The organism is Fusobacterium varium, from assembly GCA_021531615.1.
Lineage (GTDB): Bacteria > Fusobacteriota > Fusobacteriia > Fusobacteriales > Fusobacteriaceae > Fusobacterium_A > Fusobacterium_A varium_C.
In genome coordinates, this window is sequence record JADYUE010000022.1 from 1 (window position 1) to 20,839 (window position 20,839).

The 20,839-nt window shown below is 31.4% G+C and carries 18 protein-coding genes and 1 pseudogene; all 19 read right to left on the reverse strand.

Annotation, left to right across the window (positions count from 1 at the left end; translation table 11 throughout):
- Positions 1 to 287: 287 nt before the first annotated feature.
- Positions 288 to 1,289 (reverse strand): RnfABCDGE type electron transport complex subunit B, encoded by a 1,002-nt coding sequence (locus tag I6E31_07850; protein ID MCF2639884.1) that lies wholly within the window; start codon positions 1,287 to 1,289, stop codon positions 288 to 290.
- 17 nt (positions 1,290 to 1,306) lie between these two features.
- Positions 1,307 to 1,891, reverse strand: a complete 585-nt coding sequence (gene rsxA / locus I6E31_07855; GenBank protein ID MCF2639885.1) for an electron transport complex subunit RsxA — start codon at positions 1,889 to 1,891, stop codon at positions 1,307 to 1,309.
- Positions 1,892 to 1,893: 2 nt separating this feature from the next.
- Positions 1,894 to 2,502, reverse strand: a complete 609-nt coding sequence (locus I6E31_07860) for an electron transport complex subunit E (protein ID MCF2639886.1) — start codon at positions 2,500 to 2,502, stop codon at positions 1,894 to 1,896.
- The gene (locus tag I6E31_07865) at positions 2,503 to 3,036 is read right to left on the reverse strand and encodes an RnfABCDGE type electron transport complex subunit G (GenBank protein MCF2639887.1); all 534 of its coding nucleotides are present in this window, start codon (positions 3,034 to 3,036) and stop codon (positions 2,503 to 2,505) included. It abuts the gene before it with no gap.
- Positions 3,026 to 3,967, reverse strand: coding sequence for an RnfABCDGE type electron transport complex subunit D (locus tag I6E31_07870; protein ID MCF2639888.1), 942 nt, complete (start codon positions 3,965 to 3,967; stop codon positions 3,026 to 3,028). The genes I6E31_07865 and I6E31_07870 overlap by 11 nt, the downstream gene beginning before the upstream one ends.
- 29 nt (positions 3,968 to 3,996) lie before the next feature.
- Positions 3,997 to 5,307, reverse strand: coding sequence for an electron transport complex subunit RsxC (rsxC, locus tag I6E31_07875; GenBank protein ID MCF2639889.1), 1,311 nt, complete (start codon positions 5,305 to 5,307; stop codon positions 3,997 to 3,999).
- Between the two features lie 97 nt (positions 5,308 to 5,404).
- Positions 5,405 to 5,965, reverse strand: a complete 561-nt coding sequence (locus I6E31_07880) for an aminoacyl-tRNA hydrolase (GenBank protein ID MCF2639890.1) — start codon at positions 5,963 to 5,965, stop codon at positions 5,405 to 5,407.
- Positions 5,966 to 6,041: 76 nt separating this feature from the next.
- On the reverse strand, positions 6,042 to 7,250 hold the full coding sequence (locus I6E31_07885) for an L-serine ammonia-lyase, iron-sulfur-dependent, subunit alpha (GenBank protein MCF2639891.1): 1,209 nt from the start codon (positions 7,248 to 7,250) through the stop codon (positions 6,042 to 6,044).
- 17 nt (positions 7,251 to 7,267) lie between these two features.
- Positions 7,268 to 9,655: a phenylalanine--tRNA ligase subunit beta gene (locus I6E31_07890; GenBank protein MCF2639892.1), complete on the reverse strand. Its 2,388-nt coding sequence runs from the start codon at positions 9,653 to 9,655 to the stop codon at positions 7,268 to 7,270.
- 15 nt (positions 9,656 to 9,670) lie between these two features.
- Complete coding sequence (gene pheS, locus I6E31_07895) at positions 9,671 to 10,687, reverse strand: phenylalanine--tRNA ligase subunit alpha (GenBank protein MCF2639893.1); 1,017 nt, start codon at positions 10,685 to 10,687, stop codon at positions 9,671 to 9,673.
- A gap of 56 nt (positions 10,688 to 10,743) precedes the next feature.
- The gene (locus tag I6E31_07900) at positions 10,744 to 11,202 is read right to left on the reverse strand and encodes a metallophosphoesterase (GenBank protein ID MCF2639894.1); all 459 of its coding nucleotides are present in this window, start codon (positions 11,200 to 11,202) and stop codon (positions 10,744 to 10,746) included.
- A 13-nt stretch (positions 11,203 to 11,215) separates the two neighbouring features.
- A complete protein-coding gene (locus I6E31_07905; protein MCF2639895.1) occupies positions 11,216 to 11,986 on the reverse strand; it encodes a hypothetical protein in 771 nt (256 codons plus the stop codon).
- Between the two features lie 41 nt (positions 11,987 to 12,027).
- Complete coding sequence (gyrA, locus tag I6E31_07910) at positions 12,028 to 14,493, reverse strand: DNA gyrase subunit A (protein MCF2639896.1); 2,466 nt, start codon at positions 14,491 to 14,493, stop codon at positions 12,028 to 12,030.
- A 46-nt stretch (positions 14,494 to 14,539) separates the two neighbouring features.
- Positions 14,540 to 16,453 (reverse strand): DNA topoisomerase (ATP-hydrolyzing) subunit B, encoded by a 1,914-nt coding sequence (gene gyrB, locus I6E31_07915; GenBank protein ID MCF2639897.1) that lies wholly within the window; start codon positions 16,451 to 16,453, stop codon positions 14,540 to 14,542.
- Positions 16,446 to 16,709 (reverse strand): DUF370 domain-containing protein, encoded by a 264-nt coding sequence (locus tag I6E31_07920; GenBank protein ID MCF2639898.1) that lies wholly within the window; start codon positions 16,707 to 16,709, stop codon positions 16,446 to 16,448. The genes gyrB and I6E31_07920 overlap by 8 nt, the downstream gene beginning before the upstream one ends.
- 18 nt (positions 16,710 to 16,727) lie before the next feature.
- Positions 16,728 to 17,249 (reverse strand): annotated as a pseudogene (locus I6E31_07925) (DUF721 domain-containing protein).
- Positions 17,212 to 18,330, reverse strand: coding sequence for a DNA replication/repair protein RecF (locus I6E31_07930; GenBank protein ID MCF2639899.1), 1,119 nt, complete (start codon positions 18,328 to 18,330; stop codon positions 17,212 to 17,214). Before I6E31_07930 ends, I6E31_07925 begins: the two are co-directional and overlap by 38 nt.
- A 25-nt stretch (positions 18,331 to 18,355) precedes the next feature.
- Entirely contained in the window at positions 18,356 to 18,562 is a 207-nt protein-coding gene (yaaA, locus tag I6E31_07935; GenBank protein MCF2639900.1) for a S4 domain-containing protein YaaA, read from the reverse strand.
- A 184-nt stretch (positions 18,563 to 18,746) separates the two neighbouring features.
- Positions 18,747 to 20,537 (reverse strand): replication initiator protein A, encoded by a 1,791-nt coding sequence (locus tag I6E31_07940; GenBank protein ID MCF2639901.1) that lies wholly within the window; start codon positions 20,535 to 20,537, stop codon positions 18,747 to 18,749.
- Positions 20,538 to 20,839 lie beyond the last annotated feature (302 nt).

A 20,839-nucleotide genomic window follows, 5' to 3' on the forward strand; every position in this document is an offset into this window, starting at 1 on the left:
GCTCTACTTCCTATTCCAAAATAGCTTGTTTCATTTAAAATATATCTTGCCATATTTTCCCTCCAAAATTTATTTATTATACTCCCTATACTTATAGTATAATACAAAAATGTCATCTTGTGTACAAAATAATTTTTTATTTTACTTATTACTATATTTTAAGAATAAAAAAATCTTTTTTTATTTTTATTCATATACATATAATTATATCTACTTTACTAACTTAATAAATAAAAAGAGATTAGAAAAACTGCTCTAAACAATTTATCTAACCTCTTTATTTTTTACTAATCTCTTGTTGCTACTACATTCATTTTAATAGCTTTTAATTTACATTTATCAAAGCATAATCCACAACCAATACATTTATCAGGATTTACTTTGTGTTTTCCTTTTAATTCTCCTTCAATAGCACCAACTGGACACACTTTTGCACACATTGTACATCCTACACATTTATCTTCTATTATTTCAGCTTTCTTTATCTCTTTGATTTCGCTTTTAATAGCTCCTGTAGGACATTTTCCTGCACATAATCCACATTGGATACATTTAGCTGGATCTATCTTAGCTAGGTTGTTTTCAACTGTGATAGCTCCAACTGGACATGCTTTTGCACATATTCCACAACCGATACAAGCTGTTGAACAAGCTTTTCTAGCAACTGCTCCTTTATCTTTAGAAGAACAAGCAACAGTAACTTTTTTATTTTGAGGTAGCATAGCTATAACTTTCTTAGGACAAGTTTTTTGACATAGTCCACAAGAGATACATTTATCTTCATTAACTTCTGCTATTCCTCTTTCATTAACTTTGATAGCTCCAACTGGACATACTTTTTCACAGTCCCCATGTCCTAAACATGAGTAAACACATGATTTATCTCCACCTGCATAAAGCATCATAGCTGCACAAGTTTGTAATTCTCCATCAAATTCATATATCTTAGTTGTTTTAGTATTATCTCCTTGACATAATACTTTTGCAACTATCTTCTCATCAGATACTTCTACAGATGCACCCATAATTTCTCCGATTTTAGCTGCTACAGCTCCTCCTCCTGGAGCACAAAGTGACATTGCTGCCCCTTCATTTACGATAGCTGCTGCATATCCAGAACATCCTGGAAATCCACATCCTCCACAGTTTGCACCTGGAAGGACACCCATTATTGCTTCAATCTTAGGATCAACTTCAATCTCGAACTTCATTGAAGCAAATGCTAAGAATAACCCCATAGCAAGCCCTGTTAGTCCTAACACTATAGCAGGCATCATTATTGCTTCCATATTAACCTCCAAAATATTTATATTTGCATTCCACTGAATCCCATAAATGCCATTGCTAGTAATCCTGCTGAAATAAATGCAATAGGAATACCTTTAAATGGTGCTGGGATTGCTGAGTATTCTATTCTTTCTCTAATTCCTGCTAATAATACTAGTGCAAGTGAGAATCCAACAGCAACTGAGAATCCATTTACTAAAGTTTCAATAAAATTATATCCTTCTTGAATATTAATAATTGCTACCCCTAGTACAGCACAGTTAGTTGTGATAAGAGGTAAGAATACTCCTAGAGCTTTATATAAACCTGGTGATGTTTTAGCAATAGCCATTTCAACAAATTGAACTAGAGCTGCTATTATCAGGATAAAAGCTATAGTTTGTAGATATCCTAATCCAAATGGATCTAATAAAAAGTGATATACAAGCCAAGTTATTCCAGAAGCAATAGTAATAACAAATGTTACTGCCATTCCCATTCCTAAAGAAGCATCTACTTTTTTAGAAACTCCCATAAATGGACAACATCCTAAGAACTTAGCAAAGATAACGTTATTTATAAAAATTGAACCTATAATAATACTAAAAAGACTTCCAAAACTCACGATTATCCCTCCCTACTTTTTTTCATTTCAAGATAGTTTAGGAATGCTTTGATACAAGCTATTGTAAAGAAAGCTCCTGGAGCTAGTATGAATATAAGAGCTGGTGAATAGCTAGCTGGTGTTACTCTCATACCAAATACTGTTCCATTTCCTAAGATTTCTCTAATAATTCCTAAAACTGTTAAAGAAAGAGTAAATCCAAGTCCTGATCCAATTCCATCTAAGAAAGATGCAACTACACCATTTTTAGATGCAAAACTTTCTGCTCTTCCAAGTACGATACAGTTAACAACTATAAGAGGAATAAATAGTCCCAACACTTTATAAAGATCAGGAGTATAAGCCTTCATTACCATTTCAACTATTGTAACTAGTGATGCAATTATCATAATAAAAGCTGGGATTCTTACTTGATCTGGAATTAATTTCTTTAATGCAGAAATTATTAAGTTTGAAAAAGCAAGAACTGCAATAACTGCAAGTCCCATAGATAATCCATTCATAGCTGAACTTGTTACCCCTAGTGTAGGACAAAGTCCTAAAAATAATACAAATATTGGGTTTTCTTTAAAAATTCCAGATACTATTATCTTTCCATAATTAGTTTTCATCTATTTTCTCACCCCGTTTTCATAAGCTGTCAATGTTCTCATTAAACCATCATAAACAGCTTTTGGAGATATTGTTGCTCCTGCGAAAGCGTCAACAGATTTATTGAATTCATGAGTTTTATCTTCTCCAATCCAGTGATCTTGCCACTCTCTCTCTTGAACTTTAGCTCCTAGTCCTGGAGTTTCTTGACATCCTATGATATCCATTCCAGCTATTTTACCATCTTTTGTTATTCCCATAACCCATTTAATATCTCCACCATATCCTGGTTGAGCTACAGTTGTAACATATCCTACAAGCTCTCCACCTTCATTATACCCTGGTATAAATTCAAGTCCTTCAGTTGTAACAGCTTCATCTTGTTTAAAGCTTTTTGCTACAGATAGAACTTTCATTCTAGCTTGGTTTACTGTTTTTAATTCATTTTCTTGAATTACAGTTTTAGTAAAGTCGTTTACAGCTCCTAAAACTCCTGCTGAAACAGCTGCAATTATTAAAAGAACTGCTCCATAGTGCACAAATCTATTTTTCATTAGACTTCACCTCACCAAATTTTTTAGGCTTAGTATATCTATTGATTAAAGGTACTACTCCATTCATAATAAGAATTGAGTAAGCAACACCTTCAGGATATCCACCTTTCATTCTAATTAGTGATATTAATAATCCTAATAGTAAAGCAAATATAATTTTTCCTTTTTCTGTATGAGGACTTGTTACCATATCAGTTGCCATGAAGAAAGCTCCTAAGAATAATCCTCCAGAAAGAATATGCATTACAGGATCTCCACCCATAGCCCAAGTAAGTACAAATACTGTACCAATTATTATTGCAGGAACTTTCCAATCTATTTGTTTTTTATAGATTAAGTATACTCCTCCAATTAATAGAGCTAGTGCAGAAGTTTCTCCTAAACATCCTCCCATTTTTCCAATAAGAGCTTGTACATATTGGTTTCCTTCAGCTATTAGCATAGGATCTGCTGAAAGTCCTCTCATTGAAGTAAGAACTGTAGCTCCTCCCTTTCCATCTAATGTGAAAGTTGTGATAGCTACTGGCCATGAAGCTTGAACAAATGCTCTTCCTACTAATGCAGGGTTGAATACGTTATGTCCTAGCCCTCCAAAAACCATTTTTCCAAGAGCTATAGCTACTACTGAGCCAACTATAACATAAGGTAAAGCCATGTTTACTGGAATAACGAAAGAAAATAAAATTCCTGTTAGAACAGCACTTCCATCAAATACTGATATCTCCTGTCCCATTACTTTTTGACAAACAAACTCTGTAACAATACATGATAAAATAGCAACTGCTGTTACAATTACGGCTCTGATTCCGAATACATAAACAGCAACTAAAAATGCTGGTATCAATGCTATTATTACATCATACATTACTTTTTCAACTGTTTCTGATGTTCTTATATGAGGTGATGGCCCCATTTTTAAAATACTAGACACTTGTACCCTCCTAATAACCTAAATTTCTTTTATTTTTTCATTGCTCTTAATTTTGATTTACCGATTTTAATAGCTTCTGTTAATGGTCTATTAGCTGGACAGATATAAGCACATGAACCACATTCAATACAATCCATTAAGTTATATTTTCCAATCTCTTCCCATTGCTCAAAAGCTGCTAATCTTGCAAACATAAGAGGTTCAAGTCCCATAGGACAAGCTCCTACACATTTTCCACAACCGATACAAGCTTTTGGTTTGTATGGGTTTGTCTCTTCTTTTGTAAGTGCAAGAAGTCCAGAAGTTCCTTTAATAACAGGAGCTTCTTCAGAGAATTGAGCCATTCCCATCATAGGTCCTCCCATTACAAGTTTATCTACTATCTCTCTGTTTACTCCACAGTGATCTAGTATATAAGAGAACGGTGTTCCTATTGCTACCTTAACATTTTTTGGATTAGCTATTGCTTTTCCTGAAACTGTAACAACTTTTTCAATTAGAGGAATTCCATTTACTAATCCTTCATAGATTGCAGCTGCTGTACCAGTGTTTTGAACAACTACTCCTACAGCTGATGGAAGTTTTCCAGATGGAACTTCTCTATTTAAAACTGCTTTAATTAATTGTTTTTCTCCTCCTTGAGGATATTTTGTTTTTAAAGGTGCAATCTCAATTCCTGTACCCTCTGCTGCTTTTTTCATAGAAGCTATAGCTTCAGGTTTATTTTCTTCAATACCAACAATTGCTGTTTCTACACCTAGAATTTTTTTAATGATTTTAATACCATTAATTATGCTTTCTGGATGCTCAAGCATAAGTCTATTATCTGAGTTTAAGTATGGCTCACACTCTGCTCCGTTTAATAGTAAAGTATCGATTTTTACATCTGCTGGTGGATTAAGTTTTACATGAGTAGGGAAGCTTGCTCCTCCAATACCTACTATTCCTTTCTCTCTGATCATTGCTAATAAATCTTTTTTGTCAGCAGTTTCCCAATTTTCAATTTTTGGTAACTCTGCCCAAGTTTCTTCTCCATCATTTTCAATCATGATAGTTTTAATTCTTCCCATTAGTGGAAATACATGTTCTTCTATTTTCTTTACTGTTCCACTTACTGGTGAATGTATAGGAGATGTTAAAAATCCTTGAGAGTCAGCAATCTTTTGACCTTTAAGAACTTTATCTCCAATTGCTACTATTGGATCTAGTGGTGATCCTATATGTTGTAATAAAGCTATATACAACATCTTTGGTGCTGCTAGTTTTTCAACTGGCATATTTTCTGTCTGAAGTTTATTTTCAGGCGGATGTACTCCTCCTCTGAAACCAAAAAATCTCATATGAATCTCCTTTCGTAAAGTTAATTTCTACTAATCAGTTTACCACATTTATGTCCATTTAACAATATCTTTTCGCATTTTTTTGAATTCTATCTTTTTACTTTTTGTTGTATTTCTGCATTATTCTGCCTAATTCAATATCAGCAACCATATCTAAGGCACATTTAGAAGCATTCTTTATCATTTCATCTACTGCCTCTTGTTCAATTTTATCAAACTGACCTAAGACAAAATCTATGGTATCATTTTTACTTTTTCCTATTCCACATTTTATACGTAAAAATTCATCTCCTAGATGAGATATAATAGATTTTATTCCATTATGTCCCCCTGAGCTTCCCTTCTCTTTTACTCTCAATTTTCCAACTGGTAGATCCATATCATCATAGATAACTATCATATCTTTCTTAGGATCAATCTTATAAAAGTTTACTACTGCTACTATGGAATTACCACTTAAATTCATAAAAGTCAATGGCTTTAAAAATAAAACTTTTTCTCCATCAATTGTCTTTTCACTAAGTAACCCTTGAAATTTCTCTCTTTCCATAGTAATATTTAGTTCTTTTTGTAAATTATTAATAACTTCAAACCCCACATTGTGTCTTGTCTTAGCATATTTATCTCCAGGGTTTCCAAGTCCAACTACTAATTTCATATCATCTTCCTTTCTCTATAAAAGTTTAAAGAGGAAAACTACATAGTTTTCCTCTTATCAACTTTTCAATTATTTTTTAACATTCTGCATTAAACCGAAATTTTGCCAATCCACCTAAAGATGTCTCTTTATACTCTTGTTTCAAATCCTTTCCTGTTTCACCCATAGTTATTACAACTTGGTCAAAAGAAACAGTGTGTTTTCCATCTGTGTATAAGCTATATGCTGCTGAATCTAAAGCTCTTGCTGAGGCAGCTGCATTTCTCTCTATACAAGGGATTTGAACATATCCACCAACAGGATCACAAGTCAATCCTAGATGGTGTTCTAAAGCCATCTCTGCTGCATACTCTATCTGATCTAGAGAACCTCCTAATAGGAAACATGCCATTCCTGCTGCCATTGCACAAGCTGTTCCAACCTCTGCTTGACAACCTCCCTCAGCACCTGATATAGTTGCATTTTCTTTAACTATATTTCCTATAAGTCCAGCTACTGCTAAACCTTTTAAAATCTCTTTCTCTGAAAGTTCATATTCCTCTCTCAAAGCATACATAAGCCCTGGAATTATTCCACAAGCTCCACAAGTTGGGGCTGTAACAACTTTTCCTCCAGCTCCATTTTCCTCTGCAACTGCTAAAGTATAAGCAAATATTCTACCAAGAAATCCTCCTCTGCTGTGATTATTTCTTGCTTTTCTATAAAATCCTTGAGCTCTTCTCGAAAGTTTCAATGTTCCAGGAAGTACACCTGTTTTATCAATTCCTCTTTCAACAGCCTCTGACATAGCATCCCAAATGATTTTTAAGAAGTCAAATATTCCCTCTCCTTCAAACTCTGTTACATACTCCCAATACTCTTTTCTCTCTCTTTCACACCAATTTTTAATATCTTCCATCTTTGAATATGGATAGATTTTTGATGAGGCTCTTCTCTCTTGTCCAAGCTCCATTATAGTTCCTCCACCTACTGAAAATACTAGCCATTCATCTAACATAGCTCCATTTTCATCATAGGCTCTAAACTTCATTCCGTTAGTGTGATAGTCATAAACCACTTCTGGTAGCCATTTTATCTCTACTGGAATTGGTTTTAAAGTTTCAATTATTATCCAGTCTGTAAGATGACCTTTTCCTGTAAGAGCTAGAGATCCGTATAATTCTACCTCATATCTTGCTGCCTTTGGATTTTTTTCCTTAAATTTTTTAGCTGCTCTTTCTGGTCCAATAGTATGTGAACTAGATGGTCCATTTCCCACTTTAAAAAGTTCTCTTAGAGAATCCATTTGTGTCCCTCCTAATGTTATTGTCTTATTTCCCCTCTATATTTTTTAGAAATAGTTTCCAACACTTTAGTTACAACATCATTTATCTCTTTTTCTTCAAGAGTTTTTACTTTATTTCTAAGTACAATACTTATAGCTACTGATTTTTTATCAGCATCTATTCTTTCTCCCTCATAAACGTCAAATATCTCTATTTTTTCGATTAATGGAGAAACTCTCTTTAGATCTTCAACCATATTTCCAACTAGAATATCTTTATCCATAACAATAGCAAGGTCTCTTGTTACCTCTGGATATTTTACTATTCTTTCATATTTTACTGCACTCTTAATATATTTTTCAGCTCTTGCTAAATCTATATCAGCTACATAGGCTCTCTCTCTCTTGATATCCATAGCTTCAAGTACATCTGGGTGAACCTCTCCAAATGTTCCTATAACATCATTTCCTATTTTGATATCAGCACTTCTTCCTGGATGGAAGTTTTCATTTGAGCTTCTTTCTAGTTTATATCTGTTGATTCCCATGTATTCAAGAAGTTTTTCTACATAACCTTTCATAGTATAAAAATCATATGCTTTTGGTTTTGGATTCCATAAAGTTCTCTCTGGTTTTCCTGCAATAGCTACACAGATTCTTAGATCTTCATTTGCTAACTCTTCAGCTGGAGTGAATACTTTTGATACTTCAAAGAATCTAAGGTCAAATTGGTTTCTATTGAAGTTATCTCTAATATTAGCTAGTAAGCTATACATAAGAGTTGGTCTAACAATTACCATATCTTCACTTAATGGATTGCTTATTTCAATAACCTTATCTTTGATTTTTAAAATATCTAAAGCTTCTCTTGGAATAAATGTATAGTTTATAACTTCATGTAATCCAATCTCTTTTAAAATCTCTTTTAAATTGTCAGCTACTGAAATTTTGCTATCTTTTAATCCAGATTCTATATCTTCAACTGGCATAACAGCTTCAATATTTTCAAATCCATACATTCTAATAACTTCTTCATATAGATCTTCTGGTCTTGTTAAGTCAGTTCTATATGTAGGTGGTGTGATTAGTAACATATCTTGTGATAAAGTTTTTATTCCTAGTCCTAAGTTACTTAAAATTTTTCCAACTGTATCAAACTCAAGTTTTTTACCGATGAAGGTATTTAATTTAGTTAGATTTAAAGGAATTTCAAACTTTTGAGGTTTTTCTATATATTTGTCTATAACTTCATCTAAAACCTCTCCAGATGCCACTTCAGCTATTAAAGCTGCAGCTCTATCTATTACTTCAGGAAGATTTTCAATATCTAATCCTCTCTCATTTCTATATCCAGAATCTGTTACAATTCCAAGTTTTTTTGCTGATTTTCTAATGTTATCTGGTGTGAAGTATGCAACTTCTAAGAATACATTTTTAGTTTCAGCTTCTATTTGTGTAGCTTGTCCACCTATAATTCCTGCAATAGCGATAGGTTTAACTTCGTCAGCTATCACAAGTTCTCCATTTACAAGCTCTCTCTCTACACCATCAAGAGTAGTGATTTTTTCTCCATTTTCTGCTGCTCTTACAACAACAGTATTATTTTCTAATTTATCTAAATCAAAAGCATGCATAGGTTGGTTATATTCAAACATTACAAAGTTTGTAATATCCACAATATTGTTTATAGGTTTTAGTCCCATAGCTCTGATTCTCTTTTTAAGCCATTCTGGAGATTCAGCAACAGTTACATTTCTGATTACTCTTCCCATGTATCTTTTGCATCTCTCTTTATCTTCAACTCTAACTTTAGCATAGTTATTAACTGAATCAATAACTTCACTTAAAGTGTATGAAGGATATTTTACCTTTCTTCCATAGTAAGCTGCTACCTCTCTAGCAATTCCTATGTGAGAAAGACAATCTGGTCTATTTGGTGTAATTTCAAGTTCAAATATTACATCATCTAATCCAGCATATTTTCTATATTCTTCTCCAATAGGAGCATCTTCTGGAAGGATTATAATTCCATCTCCATCCTCTCCTATACCTAATTCAACTTGAGAGCATAGCATACCAAAAGATTCAATATCTCTTATTTTGCTCTTTTTAATTTTAAAATCTCCAGGAAGTACAGCTCCTATTTTAGCAACTACTACTTTATCTCCTAGTTTATGATTTGGAGCTCCACAGACGATTTGTAACTCCTCTTCTGCTCCAACATTAACTTTTAATAGAGTTAATTTGTCTGAATTTGGATGTTTTCCATATTCAGTAATTTGTCCAATTACAACATTATCTAAATGTTTTCCTTGTATATCAATAGCTTCTACCTCTTGCCCTATCATTGTTAAGGCATTTTCTAATTGAGGTATATCTTCTTTTATATCTACATACTGTTTTAGCCAGTCTAGTGAAATTAGCATTGTTCCCTCCAGAAATTATTTAAATTTTTTTAAGAATCTTACATCGTTTTCAAAGAATGCTCTAAGGTCATCTATACCATGTCTTAACATAGTAACTCTTTCAATTCCAACACCGAAAGCAAATCCACTTACTTCATTAGGATCATATCCTACTGCTTTTAAAACTTCTGGATCTACCATTCCGCATCCCATGATCTCTAACCAACCACTATCTTTACATACTCTACATCCTTTTCCTTTACATACAGCACATTGTACGTCCATTTCAGCACTTGGCTCTGTAAATGGGAAGAAGTGTGGTCTAAATCTAACTTCAGTTTCTCCAAAAACTTTCTTAACAAAATGAGTTAATATTCCTTTAAGATTTACGAAAGAAATATTTTCCCCTATCATCAATCCTTCCATTTGGTGAAACATAGGTGTATGAGAAACATCATAGTCTGGTCTGTAAACTTTTCCTGGACAGATCATTCTAAATGGTGGTTTATGGTTTAGCATATATCTTACTTGTACTGGTGATGTTTGAGTTCTTAAAACTACATCATCTGTTATGTAGAAAGTATCGCTTACATCTCTTGAAGGGTGTGTTTGTGGTATATTTAAAGCATCAAAGTTATATTTTACCCATTCTACTTCTGGACCATCTGCCACATCAAATCCCATCTCAATGAATATATTTTTCATAAAATTCATTGTTTCTGTTATTGGATGAATAGTTCCAAGTTGAATATCCTCTCCTGGAAGAGTGATATCAAGTACCTCTTTTGCTAATCTCTCCTCTTTTTCTTTTTCTTTAAGTTCAAGATTTTTTGTTTCTAACAAGTTAGTTATAAACTCTCTTGTTTCATTTACAAGTTGACCTAATACTGGTCTTTCCTCTGGAGAAAGATTTTTCATTCCCTTAGATATCTCTGTTAATTCTCCTTTTTTTCCTAATAGTTTAACTCTTATTTCTTCAAGTTCTTGTAAAGAAACAGCACTTTCAATTTTTACTTGTGCTTGCTCCCTTAATTGTGCTACCTTTTCCTTCATTTTTCCTCCCTGTGTTAAAGGCTACTTTAATTCTTTTATATATATTTCTAATTATTTTAAGATCTTTTTTGAAGAAAATCAATCTTTTCTTTATCCATTTTTAAAATTCCATATTGATTACTTAAAACAGCTCCAGGATTAAAAAGAGTTATTCCATCTTTTTCAATTAGTTCCTGTCTATGAGTGTGACCAAATATCACTATATCACATCCTAACTCTCTCCCCCTAGCCTCTATAATTCCATATGTTTGTTTTACTCCGTAATGATGACCATGAGCTAGGAGAACTCTGTGTTCTCCTAGCTCAATTACCATCTCATCTTCACTTTTTATATCATAAAAATCACAATTACCTTTAACAATGTAATATTTTGCCTCTGAGTGAATAAAAGAGAGATTTTCTCCATCTTCACTGTGATCCCCAGCACATATTACAACATCAGGTTGTTCCTTTTCATAAATCGAAATCAATCTTTCTAATCTTCCATGTGAATCTGATATTACCAATATTTTCATTATCTTACTCTTTCTATCCTATGAATATAGGAGCTTTGCTCTTCTCCAATAATTTTATACCATTTTTTCCAATTATCTTTTCAAAGAAATAACTTCTACTTAGATTTCCCATTATAAAGAAATTATATTGCCCTATTCTTTCTAAGATCTCATCATAGTTACCTGTTTTTATAACTCTATGATCAACTATTTTCTCTTTATCTTTTAAATAATTTAATAGAATATTATCTTCTAAATCTATATTAATTGAGAAAGAATCAAATTTTTTTACCTCTGTAAATAGATTTGTAAATTGATAGCAGCTTCTATTTATTTTTACCCCATCATCATTAGCTATCAACACTTTTTCTAAACTAACTAAAGGTTTTTCTCCTATTAGAATAATTGATTTATAGTTTCCTTTTAAAATTCCAACAATTCTCTCTGTTATTACCTCATTTTTTCCAACTAAAAGGGTATCACACTCTTTCATTTTCTCAGTAACAATTTCATTTACAAGTCCAATATCTACTTCTAATGGTTCAGAAATTCCCTTAGCTTTAAGATCTCTTTCTAGTCCTTCTATCTCCTCTTTCTCAACATCAGCCCAACCTTGCATTATAAAAGGAGATCTTCCACCTAACATCATTCCGTCTGTTGAGGCTGCAACTATCTTATCCCTTGCCATATCTTTAATATACAATGGATAGATCTTAAATCCTAAGCTATTTTGTAAATAAACTGCACTGTCAATAAGGTTTTCTCTTTCAATCTCATTTCCAAATAAAAGTAATGCTTTTCTCATAATACCACCCCTTTATTTTCTGTTAACCTCTGATTTTAGTATTACTCTTTTGTTGAAACTACATCTGCTTCTTCTATTTCATCATCATCTTCAGATTTTACCTTTGTTATAGATACCACTTTCTCTCCGTTATCTACTTTCATAACAATAACCCCTTGAGTTGCTCTTCCATAGATAGTTATTGAGCTCATAGGCATTCTTATTACAATACCTGATGATGTTATAGCCATCAATTCTTCACTGTCTGGAGCTGGAAGGACAGAAACTACATCTCCTGTTTTAGCATTGCATCTCAAGTTGATAACTCCCTTACCAGATCTAGCTTGTAATGGATATTCATCTATTCTTGTTCTCTTTCCATATCCATTTTCAGTCATAGTAAGAATCATTCCATCTCTATCTTTTATAAGCATTGCTGAAACAACAGAGTCTCCCTCTTTTAATGTAATTGCTTTAACTCCCATAGTATCTCTTCCAGTAGCTCTTACATTGTCACTTCCAAATCTTATTGATTGCCCTAATTTAGTTGCCAATAGAAGTTCCTCTTTATCTATCTCCTCTATTAGTCCTACGTATATTATATCATCTTCTGGCTTTAATTTAATAGCTTTTAATCCAGAATTATTAATATTTTTAAATTCATTTAGATTTGTTTTCTTGATAAGTCCCTCTTTAGTAACAAATACCACTTCATTTTCAGAAGAGAAATCTCTTGTTTTGATTACAGCCCTTATCTTCTCGTCCTCTCTAATTCTAATTATATTACTAATTAGTTTTCCTCTAGATTGTTTTGAAGATTCTGGAATTTCATAAACTTTTAGGTTAAATACTCTTCCTTGGTTTGTAAAGATCATTAAAGTATCTAAGTTTGTTGCTGAATCAATACTTACTACAAAATCATCCTCTATAGTATTTTGACTCGCAACTCCCTTTCCACCTCTTTTTTGAGCTTTATATTTACTTACTTCCATTCTCTTTACATACCCTTTATTTGTAAGAGTTAAAATAACACTTTCATCTTTAATTAGATCCTCTGGAAGTATCTCCATTCTTTCATTTTCTATAACAGTTTTTCTCTCATCACCATATTTTTCTTTTAGGTAAATAAGCTCTTTCTTTATAATATCATATATTTTTGAATCATGTGAAAGAATATCTTTTAGTTCTAAAATATATTTCTCTATTTCAATATATTCAGCATCAATTTTTTCTCTTTCTAAACCTGTTAATCTTTGAAGTTTCATATCAAGGATAGCTCTTGATTGTACATCAGAGAAACCATACTTTTCAATTAAAACCTCTCTAGCTGTATTTCCATCTGCTGATCCTCTAATTATCTCAATTATTCTATCAATATTTTCTAAGGCAATTCTATACCCTTGTAAAATATGTGCTCTCTTCTCTGCTTTTTCCAAATCAAATTGAGTTCTTCTTGTGATAACTATAAATCTATGTTTTAGATATTCAGCTATGATCTCTTTTAAATTTAAAACTTTAGGAGCATTATTTACAAGTGCTAGCATAATGATTCCAAAAGTATTTTGAAGTTCTGTAAATTTATATAGTTTATTTAAGATAAGTTCAGGCTCTTCACCTTTCTTAACCTCAATTACAACTCTTATTCCATCTCTGTCAGACTCATCTCTCAAATCTGATATTCCATTGATTTTCTTCTCTTTTACTAAATCAGCTATCTTTTCAATAAGAACAGCTTTATTTAGTTGATATGGAATCTCTTTAATTATAATATTTGCTTTTCCACTTTTTAACTCTTCAACTTCAACTTTTCCTCTTACTCTTATTTTTCCTCTACCAGTTAAATAAGCATCTCTAATTCCCTTGTGTCCATCTATTATTCCACCTGTTGGGAAGTCAGGACCTTTTATATAATCCATTAGCTCTAAACAAGTTATATCTGGATTTTCTATTTGAGCTAAAATTCCATCTACAAGTTCTCCTAAATTGTGTGGTGGAATATTTGTAGCCATTCCTACTGCTATCCCTGTAGCTCCATTTAAAAGAAGATTTGGCAATTTTGCTGGAAGAACTGTTGGCTCATCTAACGAATCATCAAAGTTTTTCATAAAATCTATTGTATTTTTATCTATATCCTCCATCAGCTCTCCACTGATTTTAGCCATTCTTGCCTCTGTATATCTCATTGCTGCTGCTGAGTCACCATCTATAGACCCAAAGTTTCCATGTCCATCTACAAGTGGGTATCTATAGTTAAAATCTTGAGCCATTCTTACAATAGCTCCATATACTGATGAATCCCCATGTGGATGGTATTTCCCCAGTACTTCCCCTACGATTCTAGCTGACTTTTTGTAAGCTTTATCATATGTCATTCCCAATTCATTCATAGCAAAAAGTATTCTTCTATGTACAGGTTTCATTCCATCTCTTACATCTGGAAGTGCTCTACTGACAATAACACTCATAGAGTAGTCAAGATAAGATTGTTTCATCTCCTCCTCTATATATCTTTTTGTAACATTCGACATTTCTTCCTCCTAAAATTTTATTTCTATCCATATACATATCAATCTATTAAATATCAAGATTTTTTACATACTCTGCATTTTCTTCAATAAACTCTCTTCTTGGATCTACTTTATCTCCCATAAGTTTATCAAATAGCATATCTGCTGCTCTAGCATCATCTATTGTAACTTGAAGAAGTGTTCTCGATTTTGGATCCATAGTTGTTTCCCAAAGTTGTTCCGGGTTCATCTCTCCTAACCCTTTATATCTTTGTAGTGTATATCTCTTATCTTCCCCTTCAAATACTGATGTGATCTCCTTTAATTCTTTATCACTATAAGCATATCTTATTTGCTTTCCAGTAGTTATCTTGTATAGAGGTGGTTGAGCTATATATACATGTCCATTGTAAATAAGTTCAACTAAGTATCTATATAGGAATGTAAGAAGTAGTGTTCTTATGTGAGCACCATCAACATCGGCGTCAGTCATAATAATTATCTTTCCATATCTTAACTTCTCAATATTAAAACTATCTCCTATACTTGTTCCAAAAGCTGTTATCATAGATCTAACTTCATTATTTTCTAAAGCTTTATGCAATCCAGCTTTTTCAACGTTAAGTATCTTACCTCTCAATGGTAAAATAGCTTGGTGAGATCTATCTCTTCCTTGTTTTGCTGATCCTCCTGCTGAATCTCCCTCAACTATATAGATTTCACATTCAGCTGGGTCTTTAGATGAGCAGTCTGCTAACTTTCCAGGAAGTGATCCAACTTCTAAAACAGATTTTCTTAAAACTAATTCTCTTGCTCTTTGAGCAGCCTCTCTAGCTTTTTTAGAGTTCAATATCTTATCTATAATAATTTTTGTATCATTTGGATTATCTTCTAAAACTATTTTTAAGCTATTTCCAACTATTGTAGAAACAATTCCTGATACCTCAGAGTTTCCTAATTTTGTCTTAGTTTGCCCTTCAAATTGTGGTTGAGGAACTTTAACTGAAACAATAGCTGTAACTCCCTCTCTAATATCATTTCCCAATAATTTTCCATCTTTTTCTTTCAGATATCCTTGAGTTTTTCCCACATCATTGATAACTCTTGTAAGTGCAGTTCTAAATCCACTTACATGCGTTCCACCCTCATGAGTATTGATATTATTTACAAAAGAGTAGATTATCTCAGCTTGATTTACTGTATATAAAAATGCAATATCTACAGCAACATTATCAATCTCTCCAGACATATAGATAGGTTCAGAGATTAATTTCTCTGTATCCTCTGTGATCTCCTTTAAGAAATCTACTATTCCTCCTTCAAATTTAAACTCCTCTTTTTTAAAAGGCTCTTTTCTACTGTCGCTTAGGCAAATCTCTAAATCTTTATTCAAATATGCTAACTCTTTTAATCTATTTTTTAAAGTATTGTAATCATAAACTAATGTTTCAAAAATCTCATAGTCAGCTTTAAATCTAACTGTTGTTCCATGTTCATCTTTTCCAGCTACACCAATCTCTTTTACATCCTCTTCTGGAATTCCTCTATCATATCTTTGATACCATATCTTCCCATCTGTTCTTACTGTAACTTCTAACCACTCTGAAAGAGCATTTACAACAGAAACTCCAACTCCATGAAGTCCTCCTGATACCTTATAGTTATCATTTTCAAATTTTCCTCCAGCATGAAGAACTGTAAGTACTATTTCAAGAGCTGATTTTCCATATTTAGGGTGTATTCCTACTGGGATTCCTCTTCCATTGTCCTTTACCTCAATTATATTATCAGGCAGTATGCTTACCTCAATTCTATTACAATAACCAGCTAATGCCTCATCTACAGAGTTATCAACTATCTCCCATACAAGATGATGTAGCCCTCTTTCAGAAGTTGTCCCTATATACATCCCTGGTCTCTTTCTTACTGCCTCCAATCCTTCCAGGACTGTAATATTTTCTGCTTGATAATTACTACTCATTTTTACCTCCACTCAATCTAAAATACTCGTTTCCTCTCCTAATTAAAGTAGAAAGTGCATAGGATGTAAAATATATAATATCCTCAGTTATCACTGCACTTTTCTCTGATCCTGGAGTTAGATTTATAATCTTTTTAAATTTTTTTTCATTCTCTAAAAACTCTTTATTTTCTTCACTATTCAAATGTATATAATCAATAATAGCTATGATTTTTTTTCCTGATACTACTCTTTCATCCTCAAGATAGATATACATCTCATCATCTGCCTTTACTTTTAATCTACAAATTTTACATAGCTCCTCTTCACCTACAAAGAGTGCTCCACATTCTTTACACTTTTTATACCCTTTTTCAATTAAGTATCTTTCACGTCTCTCTGCTGATTTTTTTAGATGTTCTATTTTTTCTTGAATGTTAAGATGTTTGAAATCTATATCCTCATCTTCAAAATATCCATCTTCAGATAAATTATTATTATCCATATACATATCATATAACTCCCGATCTACAACTATTCTTGAAACAAAAAAAGAAAGATCCTCTATCACTTTTTCCTTAAAAATAGAGTTAACTTTTTTTATATACTCCCCTTTTTTCATTTGCATAAAATGAAGTATAGCTGAATTTTCAACTGCTATATAAAGAGTTTTCTCCTTTATATACAAAATGCTACTTTTTTCAAAAAGCTTTCCTGAGATCTCCTGCCACCTAGCTTTTAAAATTCCCTCTTTAAGCTTTCTACTTTTGCCTATTGCACTATCTATCATCATTCCTACATTGGCTAATTCCATCATATACTATTTCACCTTTCTCCACATGAAAGTTTTTTGAATCAATTCCAAGATCTCCTGTAGAACTAATAAATACCTGTATATTTCTCTTTTCTAAATAGTTCAATATACTCTCTTTTCTATTTGAGTCAAAATATGAAGAGATATCATCTATTATAAGCACAGGGCTCTCTTTTTTCTCCCTAATTACCATATCTATCTCTGATAATTTTAATGAAAATATAATAGATTTCTTCTCCCCTTGAGAAGCAGTAGATTTAGCTTCATATCCATTTAAAAAGAAAAGAAAATCATCTTTCTGAGGTCCTGACAGAGAAAATCCATATCTGATCTCCTGCTGAAACTTCTCCTCTATTCTTCTTCTTAAACAACTCTCTATTTCCTCTAAACTCATTTTCTTTATATTTCCAAGGTGACATTGATATTGAAGACTTAACTCTTTTTTATCATCAAAGAGTTTACGATAATTTAGATTTAGAATAATTGAGATCTTCTTTACATATTCCAATCTTTTCTCAATTACCCTAGCACCATACTTAATAAACTCCTCTTGATAGATTAAAAACTCTGGTTCTCTGTATTTTTTTTCCTTTAAATACTTATTTCTAATCTTTAATATCTTATTAAAATTTTTTAACTCTTGAAAATATTCACTACTTGTTTGAGCTATCTCGCCATCAAAAAAACTTCTTCTAACTGAGGGAGAACCTGTTATTAAAATAATATCCTCTGGAATATATGTAACTATGTTTAACTTGCCATAAAATTCATCATATGGAGCTTTTTTACCATTATAACTATACTCTTTTTTATTCTCATCATTAAACTTAACTGTAAGAGTTTTTTCACCAATATTATCTCTATAAATTAAAAAAACCCCTGTTCTTTTAGCTCCATACTTCATTGTTTCACTGCTCTTTGTTGTCCTGAAGCTCTTTCCAGTTGCTCCAAAATATAAAGCTTCTAATAAACTTGTTTTCCCCTGTCCATTTTTTCCAAAAAAAAGATTTAATTTAGGAAAAACTTTTGTATTTCCATCTTGGAGATTTCTGAAATTGACATAATTCACTTCTAATATTTCCAAAATATTTCACCTCAGGACTTTAATCTTACTTAACGATAAAACTTCTATCTTCTACCTCTACTTTATCTCCTGGATAAAGTTTTTTTCCTCTTCTAGTTTCTACCTCTCCATTAACTTTTACATTTCCATCTATTATTAAAAACTTTGCATCTACTCCAGTATCACATACTCCAGTCCACTTTAAAAATTGATCTAACTTTATAAACTCTGTAGATATTTTTATCTCTTCCATATATTTTCCCTCCTTATAAAAATTTTCAGGCAACAAAATGCCACTATATATAATACCATAAATTTAAATTTTTTAAAAGATTGATAGAGGATTGTTTTTTATAATATTTATCATATAATCTAAATGTATATGCACAATAATAATTTAAAATTATATAAAACAAAAGAGAGTTAAAAACTCTCTCTTATCCTTCTTTTATTACTCTTTCAATATATCTTTTTATTGTATTTAAATAGATATTTTTAGATTTTGCTTTCATTGTAAGTAGGAAATTAACATCTATTCCCTCTTCTTGTGAACAAAGCTTTAAAGCTTGCTCTTCTATCTTTAGTTTTTCAAACTCATCATACTCATTAAACTCTGTCATAAGATCTTTTGAAATATCTGTTCCAGAAATAATATCCTTTATACTGTTTATTACTGGCTTCTTTACACCTCTTCTAGCTTGATTTATCTTCTTCTTGCTCTTTAATCCCTTCTCTTTAACTATATTATTAAATAAAGTTAGATTTTGCTTATTATTTGCATTTTCATCTAAAGATATATTTTTTAAAACCCCATTTATATATTGAACTAAAGTTGTCTTTATATTTCCATTTAAATTCTTATATAGAATATTTAATACCTCTATTGCTAATGCTTCTCCATCCTCTCTAAATATCTTTTTAATCTTAGTATCTGTTCTCTTATCCCAAGCTCTTTGAACATAGATATTTCTCTTAGCTTTTTGTACCTTCTCTATAACACTATCTGGAAGTTCAACAACATTATCTTTTGCTTTAGAAGTAGATTTTTTAGTATTTTTAGTAACTTTCTTAGCCTCTTTTATAACCTCGACTACTTCAGCTTCTTCAATTTCAAGGTTTCTTTCAACAGGAATTGCTAAAACTTTTTTACTGCTCTTATTTTCAATAAATGATGAAACGTGACACTCTCCATCTTTATCCTTGTTAAAGACATAATTTATATAATAATTATCCTCTTCCTTGATATACTCTGAATCATACTTCAAAATATATCCCATCTCAACAAGTACATCAAAAGCTTTTTCTATTCTTTTTAAAACTTGTTTTAATCTACATAAAATATACTGCTTAACCTCTCCATTTTTATTTTTTCTTTCTGTAATTTGTTCTGTTTTTAAGGGTATTATAGCTGCAAGTGTACGAACATTTATCCTTCCATCCATGCTCTCATATCTAATTTTACTAATATACTTATAAATTCTTCCAGCTATTGGATCCTTTGTCAATATCTCCAAAAGTGATCTTGAATTATACTTAATATATCTCTTATCCTTTATCTTTTGTCTAATATTTTTATTTAGAGTAACCCTATAATAGATCTTTTTACCCTTTTTCAATTTTTGATATGTTAAAAGTTTAAACTCCTCATCTTCAAATTTATATTTTCCAAGCTTTGTATGATTTGATACAATAAATTGATACTCAGTATTTTTAAGATTTTTTAAGGCTTGTTCAACCTTTGTGTAATAAGTTCTATTCATCTTATTACCTAAAAAGCTAACTATAAAATCTGAAATCTCAAACTCTATATACTCATCTGAATCATCAATCTCTCTTTTTACCTCATACATTGAAATCAGATATGTATATATCTTCTCTTCAAAAGTTGAAGGTTGAAATACCTTGTCACTATTATCTTTAGCAACTAAGGTACAATACATTGTAACTCCTAAATCTTCAAAGGAGTATTGAAAGTTAACTCTTTTATTCTGTTTTTGAGGTGTAAAAAATGGGAAAACTATCATTTCTACTGGGATATTTATCACATTTTCTTTCAAATTTAAAAAGTTTCCAGTTTCTTTTATTACAACTTCTCTCACTTCAATATCAGGAACAGAACTTAATTTAATTTCAACATTTTTAATATCTTCTACTAAAGATCCACTTTGAGAGATTTGATAGCTATCTAATATATCAATATCATCTTCTAACTTTTCCTCTTTCTTCATATTTTTTCTCCTTTTATAAGATTTAAAGAATATAATATTATCTAAATTATGTGTATATAAACAAAAATAAACACCTTTTTAAATGTATACTAACAAAAATAATTTAATTAATCTAACTTTTTTATTCAATTTCTCTATAAATCCAATATTAATGAGCTTTTTCTAAGTTTTTATATCTTTGAAATAAGAGAAAACATTTTTAATATTTCAATTATTTCTTTAAAGAATCCTTGATTTTATTGAATTTATATTATATTCTACTGTAATGTATATAGACAATAATACATTGTGGATTTTTATTT

Excerpts from the sequence above, each read along its gene's own strand:
- I6E31_07920 (MCF2639898.1), bottom strand. The coding sequence starts at position 16,709 with ATGTATATCTATCTTGAGGATGAAAGAGTAGTATCAGGAAAAAAAATC.
- I6E31_07880 (MCF2639890.1), bottom strand. The coding sequence starts at position 5,965 with ATGAAATTAGTAGTTGGACTTGGAAACCCTGGAGATAAATATGCTAAG.
- rsxC (MCF2639889.1), bottom strand. The coding sequence starts at position 5,307 with ATGAGATTTTTTGGTTTCAGAGGAGGAGTACATCCGCCTGAAAATAAA.
- I6E31_07940 (MCF2639901.1), bottom strand. The coding sequence starts at position 20,537 with ATGAAGAAAGAGGAAAAGTTAGAAGATGATATTGATATATTAGATAGC.
- I6E31_07850 (MCF2639884.1), bottom strand. The coding sequence starts at position 1,289 with ATGGAAGCAATAATGATGCCTGCTATAGTGTTAGGACTAACAGGGCTT.
- I6E31_07885 (MCF2639891.1), bottom strand. The coding sequence starts at position 7,250 with ATGGATTCTCTAAGAGAACTTTTTAAAGTGGGAAATGGACCATCTAGT.
- gyrB (MCF2639897.1), bottom strand. The coding sequence starts at position 16,453 with ATGAGTAGTAATTATCAAGCAGAAAATATTACAGTCCTGGAAGGATTG.
- I6E31_07890 (MCF2639892.1), bottom strand. The coding sequence starts at position 9,655 with ATGCTAATTTCACTAGACTGGCTAAAACAGTATGTAGATATAAAAGAA.
- I6E31_07865 (MCF2639887.1), bottom strand. The coding sequence starts at position 3,036 with ATGAAAAATAGATTTGTGCACTATGGAGCAGTTCTTTTAATAATTGCA.
- I6E31_07905 (MCF2639895.1), bottom strand. The coding sequence starts at position 11,986 with ATGAGAAAAGCATTACTTTTATTTGGAAATGAGATTGAAAGAGAAAAC.
- gyrA (MCF2639896.1), bottom strand. The coding sequence starts at position 14,493 with ATGTCGAATGTTACAAAAAGATATATAGAGGAGGAGATGAAACAATCT.
- I6E31_07900 (MCF2639894.1), bottom strand. The coding sequence starts at position 11,202 with ATGAAAATATTGGTAATATCAGATTCACATGGAAGATTAGAAAGATTG.
- pheS (MCF2639893.1), bottom strand. The coding sequence starts at position 10,687 with ATGAAGGAAAAGGTAGCACAATTAAGGGAGCAAGCACAAGTAAAAATT.
- I6E31_07860 (MCF2639886.1), bottom strand. The coding sequence starts at position 2,502 with ATGAAAACTAATTATGGAAAGATAATAGTATCTGGAATTTTTAAAGAA.
- yaaA (MCF2639900.1), bottom strand. The coding sequence starts at position 18,562 with ATGGAAGAGATAAAAATATCTACAGAGTTTATAAAGTTAGATCAATTT.